This window comes from Streptomyces boncukensis (assembly GCF_011045075.1).
Taxonomy (GTDB): domain Bacteria; phylum Actinomycetota; class Actinomycetes; order Streptomycetales; family Streptomycetaceae; genus Streptomyces; species Streptomyces boncukensis.
In genome coordinates this window covers 1-5,573 of the sequence record NZ_JAAKZZ010000481.1, presented here as the reverse complement: position 1 = coordinate 5,573, position 5,573 = coordinate 1, and the positions used below count along the sequence as shown (strand labels likewise).

Genomic DNA, 5,573 nt, shown 5'->3' with positions numbered 1-5,573 from the left:
GAGCCCGCCGGGCGGGATCCCCCCTGGCCGGAACCCGCGGGTCCGGATACCGCGGAACCGGATACCACCGGACCCGGACCCGGGCCCGGAGCCGGAGCGGAACCCGGACCCGGTCCCGCCCGGCCGGGCGCCGCCTGGCCGGGGACCGCCGCGGGCGTGGCGCGGGACGGTGCTGCGGGCGCTGCCGCCGGCGGCTCAGTCACGGCTGTGAGACCTCCCCCTGGTCGCTGGCACGGGCCCTCCCGATGCGTCCTCCGTCTGTTCTGCGCCGGGACCCGCGGCCCGGCCGGCAGTATGGCCGCGCGGTACCGGCCCCCACACGGCTTCTGCCGGGATCCTGCGCGGATCGCGACCAGAGCGTATGCCCTCCATCACGCACCGGACCGGTCCGCGGTTCCCCGGCCGTCCGGCACCGGCTCCCCCAACGGCCAGGTGTACGGCCCCTCCGGGTCGTCCAGCCAGGCCCACTGGCGCCCGTCCCGCACACTGACGCCGTACCGTTCGCGCCCCGGACGCCCGGCGCGGCGCCACAGGTCGTGCGCCTCGCCGGGCTCCAGCCGGCCGCCCGAGAGCGTCAGCAGGAAGCGGAAGGTGTCGTCCCGCTGTCCGGCGCGCGGCACCCCGGACTCCGGTCCCGGCTCCGGCTCGGGGTGCGGCGCCGGCGTGCCGCCGCGCAGCGGCACGAAGTACGCAGGGGTGGGCTTGAAGCGCCCGCCGGCCGGCCCGCCCCCGGGCACGCGCAGCGCCAGCAGCCCGCTCGCCACCGGCGCGAGGACCAGCGCGTCCGGGGCGCACTGCGCCAGCCACGCGGGCGGCAGCCACGGCAGCGCGCAGGTGGCGATGATCCGGTCGTACGGGGCGTGCGCGGGGCAGCCGCGCGCGCCGTCCGTGGTGAGCACGTGCGGCCGGTGGCCCGCCGCCGCGAGATGGGCGCGGGCCGCGTCCGTGATCTCGGGGTCGAGGTCGACGGTGGTCACCCGCGCGTCGCCGAGCCGGTGGCACAGCAGCGCCGCGTTGTAGCCGGGCCCGGTGCCGATCTCCAGGACGTCCATGCCGTCCCGGAGCTCCAGATACTCCAGCATCCGGGCCATCAGCGAGGGCTGGCTGCTGGAGGAGACCAGCTCGCCGTCCCGGATCCGGGTGGCCAGCGGCCGGTCGCTGCGCACGCCCTCCGCCCAGCGCCTGCGGCGCTCCGGGTCCGGGTCGTCCCGCCACAGCCGCTCGTACCCGCCGCCCCGGGCCGGGACGTAGAAGTACGGCACGAACAGCTCGCGGGGCACCTGCTCGAAGGCCGCGCGCCACGCGGGGTCGCGGAGGGCTCCGCCGGACACGAGCTCCCGTACGAGGTCACTGGGTGCCGCCATGACTCCACTGTGGCGCCCGCCCTCCCGAAAGGGGAGAACCCCGGCATGACGGGTTGCGTGCCGTCCCGCGCTCCTCCCCGCCGACGGGCGCCCGGGGGCCGTCGGCATAGGGTCACCCGCATGGTGGAGCACGCGATCTCGGCCAAGGGGCTGCGCAAACGGTACGGGGAGACCCAGGCCGTGGACGGCGTCACGTTCGACGTCGCACAGGGCGAGTTCTACGGCATCCTCGGCCCGAACGGCGCGGGCAAGACGACCACCCTGGAACTCGTCGAAGGGCTGCGGGAGCCGGACGAGGGCACCGCCCGTCTGCTGGGCAGCCCGTCCTGGCCGCGCGATCGCACGCTGCTGCGCCGGATCGGCGTGCAGCTCCAGGCGTCCGCGTTCTTCGAGAAGCTGACGGCCCGCGAGCAGATCCGCACGTTCGCCTCGCTCTACGGCGTCCCCGCCGACCGCGCGGACGCGATGCTGGACACCGTCGGGCTGGTCGACAAGGCGGGCACCCGGGAGGACAAGCTGTCCGGCGGGCAGGCCCAGCGGCTGTCCATCGCCTGCGCGCTGGTGCACGACCCGGAGCTGGTCTTCCTGGACGAGCCGACGACGGGCCTGGACCCGCAGGCCCGGCGCAACCTGTGGGACCTGCTGCGGCAGATCAACGCCGAGGGCCGCACGGTCGTGCTGACCACGCACTACATGGACGAGGCCGAGACGCTCTGCGACCGGGTGGCGATCATGGACCATGGGCGCGTGCTGCGCGCGGGGCCGCCGCGCGAGCTGGTCGAGGAGCTGGGCTGCGACTCGCTGGAGGACGTCTTCCTCCAGCTCACGGGGCGGGAGTACCGCGAATGACACCGTTCCTGAGCCTGTCGGCCGCGATGACGAAGGGCCTGCTGCGGGACCGGGCCGCCGTGTTCTTCATGCTGGTCTTCCCGCTGATGTTCCTGGTGCTGCTCGGCGCCCTGCTCAAGGACAGCGGCCTGTCGCAGTCGGAGATCGTGCAGGTCGGCGACGTCAAGGTGCTGGACGACATCCCCGCGAAGGAGCGGGCCGAGCTCCGCGACGTCCTGCGGATCGAGAAGACGGACGGCTCGGCGGCGGCACGGAAGGAGGCCCTGGAGAAGGTCCGCAAGGGCGACACGGACGCCGCCGTCTACCAGCGGCCGGGCGGACGGGTCGAACTGCGCTACTCGGCGGCCGACCAGGTGCGTGCCGGGAACGTCCAGGGCGTGCTGGACTCGATCGTGCAGCAGGCGAACCAGAAGGCCACCGGCCGGCCGCCCGCGTTCCAGCTGCGGACGTCGACCCTGCAGGACCAGTCGACCAAGCCGATCCAGTTCCTCACGCCGGGCCTGCTGGGGTGGGCGGTCGCGATGAGCGGCGTCTTCGGCTCCGCGTTCAACCTCGTCAACTGGCGCAAGAAGCGGATACTGCGCCGCCTGTGGCTCGCGCCCATCGGCGCGGGCTCGGTGGTGGGGGCGCGGGTGGGCGTCAACCTCGCCCTGGCGTTCGCGCAGACGGGAATCTTCCTCGCCGTCGCCACCCTGCCGTACTACGGGCTGAAGCTGACCGGGCACTGGTGGCTGTGCCTGCCGCTGATCGCCTGCGGCACGCTGGCGTTCATGTCGATCGGTCTGCTGGTCGGCGCCTGGGCGAAGTCGGAGGAGGCGGCCAACGGGCTGGCCCAGCTGATCGTCCTTCCGATGGCGTTCCTGTCGGGCGCCTTCTTCCCCCTGGACGACGCACCGGGGTGGGTGCGTACGGTCTCCGGCTTCCTGCCGCTCAAACACCTCGTGCAGGCGATGGAGGACGTGCTCAGCCGGGGCGAGGGCTGGGGCGCCGCACTGCCCGCGATGGGCGGGCTGCTGCTCTTCGCCGCCGTGCTGACGCTGATCGCCTCCAAGCTGTTCCGCTGGGACGCGGCGTGACCGGGGCCCGATGGGCGGCGGGAGCTGCGGGAGGGACGGGAGGGGCGGGAGTCCTACGACCGGGGTCCTCGGCCGGACCATCTGCGACCATGGAGAAGTGATGGAGATTCCGCGCGGCAGCTTGCCTTCCGAGACCTTCTACGAACAGGTCGGCGGCGAGGAGACCTTCCGGCGGCTGGTGCGCCGCTTCTACGAGGGCGTCGCCGAGGACCCGCTGCTCCGGCCGATGTACCCGGAGGAGGACCTCGGCCCGGCCGAGGAGCGGCTGCGGCTCTTCCTGATGCAGTACTGGGGCGGGCCGCGTACGTACAGCGACCAGCGCGGCCACCCCCGGCTGCGGATGCGGCACGCGCCCTTCACCGTGGACCGGGCCGCGCACGACGCCTGGCTGCGGCATATGCGTGCGGCGGTGGAGAGCCTGGAGTTGCCCCAGGAGCAAGAAGTCCGCCTCTGGGACTACCTGGTGTACGCGGCCGGGACTATGGTCAACTCCGCGGGCTGAGCCTGGGGAGGGCCGGCCGGCAGCGAGGTGAGCACAGGCCGGGGAGCCTGAGTCAGGGGGACAGGGGGACGCCGATTGATCGGCTTCGTACTGCTGCGGGTGCGCGCGCACCGGCTGCTGGTCGCGGCCGCGCTCCTCACCGTCGTCCTGGCCACCTCCGTGCTCGCCACCCTGTCCGCCTTCTCGTCCGCCATCGGCGAGGCGGGAGTGCGGCGCGCCCTGACGCACCAGTCCGCGTCCCGCGCGGTCGTCGACATCCACGCGGACGTCACGGCGGCGGACCGGCAGCGCACCGACGCCGCCGTACGCAAGGCGGCACGGCGCTCCTTCGACGGGTTACCGGTACGGGTCGCCGCCGCCACCAGCTCCGGCTCCTACGCGCTGCCCGGCGCGCTGCGCCCGGCGGACGCGGCGCGGACCGACCAGCCCGACCAGCCCGACCTCACCCGCTTCGCCTCCGTCGACCCGGACCGCGTCCGGCTGACCGCGGGGACCTGGCCCCGGGCGCCGCGCGCGGACGGCGCCGTCCCGGCGGCGATACCGCGGGCCGCGGCGGACCGGCTGCGGCTGAAGCCGGGCGACACCTTCCGCGTCACCAGCAGACTGGACGGCCCGCCGCCGGTACGCGTCCGGATCACCGGCGTCTACCGCCCCGCCTCCCCCGGTTCGCCGTACTGGCGGCTGGACCCGCTCCGGGGCGAGGGCGTCCGCACCGTCGACTACACCACCTACGGCCCGCTCGCCGTCCCCGACGCCGCGTTCGCCCGCCAGGACGGCAGGCGGGCCGCCGGGCTGCCGGTCCCCGCCGAGAGCCGCTGGCAGGCCCGCGCCGACTTCAGCGGGCTGGCCGTCTCCCGGATCGGCGCGCTGCGCGACCACGTCGAGCGGTCCGTGGCCGCCGTCGGGCGCTCCCCCGGCACGGACCGGGCCACGGCCTCCAGCGACCTGCCCCAGCTGCTGGACACCCTGGACCGCGCGCTGCTGGTCACCCGGTCCACCCTGCTGATCGCCGCCCTCCAGCTCATCCTGCTGACCGGGCTCGCGCTGCTGCTCGTCGCCCAACTGCTGGCCGCCGAGCGGGCCGAGGAAACGTCGCTGCTGCGCGCCAGGGGCGCCTCGCGCACCCGGATACGCGCGCTGTCCGCGCTGGAGGCGCTGCTGCTGGCCCTCCCGGCGGCCCTGGTGGCACCGCTGCTCGCGGGGCCCGCGGTACGCCAGTTGACCGGTTACGGGGCGCTGGCGCGCGCGGGCGTGGAGCCGACGGTCCGGCTGCCGGCCGGCACCTGGTGGGCGGCAGCAGCCGCCGCGCTGGGCTGCGCGGCCGTCCTGGTACTGCCGGCGCTGCGGCGGCACGGCGAAGCCGTGGGCGCCCCGCAGGGGCGCGGGACCGCGCGACGGCCGGAGCGCCCTGGCCGTGTCCGGCGGTTCGCGCTGCGCGGCGGCTGCCCCTGCCCGCCCGCCGCGGAGTGCGAGTGCGAGTGCGGTGGACACGCGCCCCGCTCCCCTGCCGGGGCACGTCGTGCCCTGCGCCCGGGAGGTCTGCGCCCGGGGGCGCGCCCGGCTCGAAGAGCTTGGGGGAGCAGGGCCGGCAAGCGCGGCCCTGCTGCCGGGCACGGACGCCCCGCCGGGCACGCCCGAGGCTCGGCAGCGCTGCTGCGCGGCGGGGCCGACCTCGCCCTGGTCGCCCTCGCGGCCCTCGCGTACTGGCAGCTGGAGCGCCGCTCCGAAGGCACCGGAGTCCTGTCCGGCGGCGCGGGCGACGGCGCGGCCGACGGGGTGGGC

Annotated in this window: 5 protein-coding genes; 4 read left to right on the top strand and 1 reads right to left on the bottom strand. The window is 75.5% G+C overall.

Annotation, left to right across the window (positions count from 1 at the left end; translation table 11 throughout):
• Positions 1–371 precede the first annotated feature (371 nt).
• Positions 372–1,364, bottom strand: coding sequence for a methyltransferase domain-containing protein (locus tag G5C65_RS30090; RefSeq protein ID WP_165302209.1), 993 nt, complete (start codon positions 1,362–1,364; stop codon positions 372–374).
• A gap of 120 nt (positions 1,365–1,484) precedes the next feature.
• Here G5C65_RS30090 and G5C65_RS30085 point away from each other — a divergent pair, with 120 nt between their 5' ends.
• From G5C65_RS30085 to G5C65_RS30070, 4 genes are all read left to right on the top strand, one after another.
• Positions 1,485–2,213 carry an ABC transporter ATP-binding protein gene (locus tag G5C65_RS30085; RefSeq protein ID WP_206442428.1) on the top strand — a complete coding sequence of 243 codons (729 nt, stop codon included), beginning with the start codon at positions 1,485–1,487 and terminating at the stop codon, positions 2,211–2,213.
• Positions 2,210–3,289, top strand: a complete 1,080-nt coding sequence (locus G5C65_RS30080) for an ABC transporter permease (protein WP_165302208.1) — start codon at positions 2,210–2,212, stop codon at positions 3,287–3,289. Before G5C65_RS30085 ends, G5C65_RS30080 begins: the two co-directional genes overlap by 4 nt.
• Positions 3,290–3,389: 100 nt before the next feature.
• On the top strand, positions 3,390–3,791 hold the full coding sequence (locus tag G5C65_RS30075) for a globin (RefSeq protein WP_206442427.1): 402 nt from the start codon (positions 3,390–3,392) through the stop codon (positions 3,789–3,791).
• A 75-nt stretch (positions 3,792–3,866) separates the two neighbouring features.
• Positions 3,867–5,573: FtsX-like permease family protein (locus G5C65_RS30070; RefSeq protein WP_165302206.1), on the top strand; the 1,707-nt coding region annotated here is incomplete at its 3' end.

Coding starts and splice junctions, on each gene's coding strand:
- G5C65_RS30085 (WP_206442428.1), top strand. CDS start 1,485: ATGGTGGAGCACGCGATCTCGGCCAAGGGGCTGCGCAAACGGTACGGG.
- G5C65_RS30075 (WP_206442427.1), top strand. CDS start 3,390: ATGGAGATTCCGCGCGGCAGCTTGCCTTCCGAGACCTTCTACGAACAG.
- G5C65_RS30080 (WP_165302208.1), top strand. CDS start 2,210: ATGACACCGTTCCTGAGCCTGTCGGCCGCGATGACGAAGGGCCTGCTG.
- G5C65_RS30090 (WP_165302209.1), bottom strand. CDS start 1,364: ATGGCGGCACCCAGTGACCTCGTACGGGAGCTCGTGTCCGGCGGAGCC.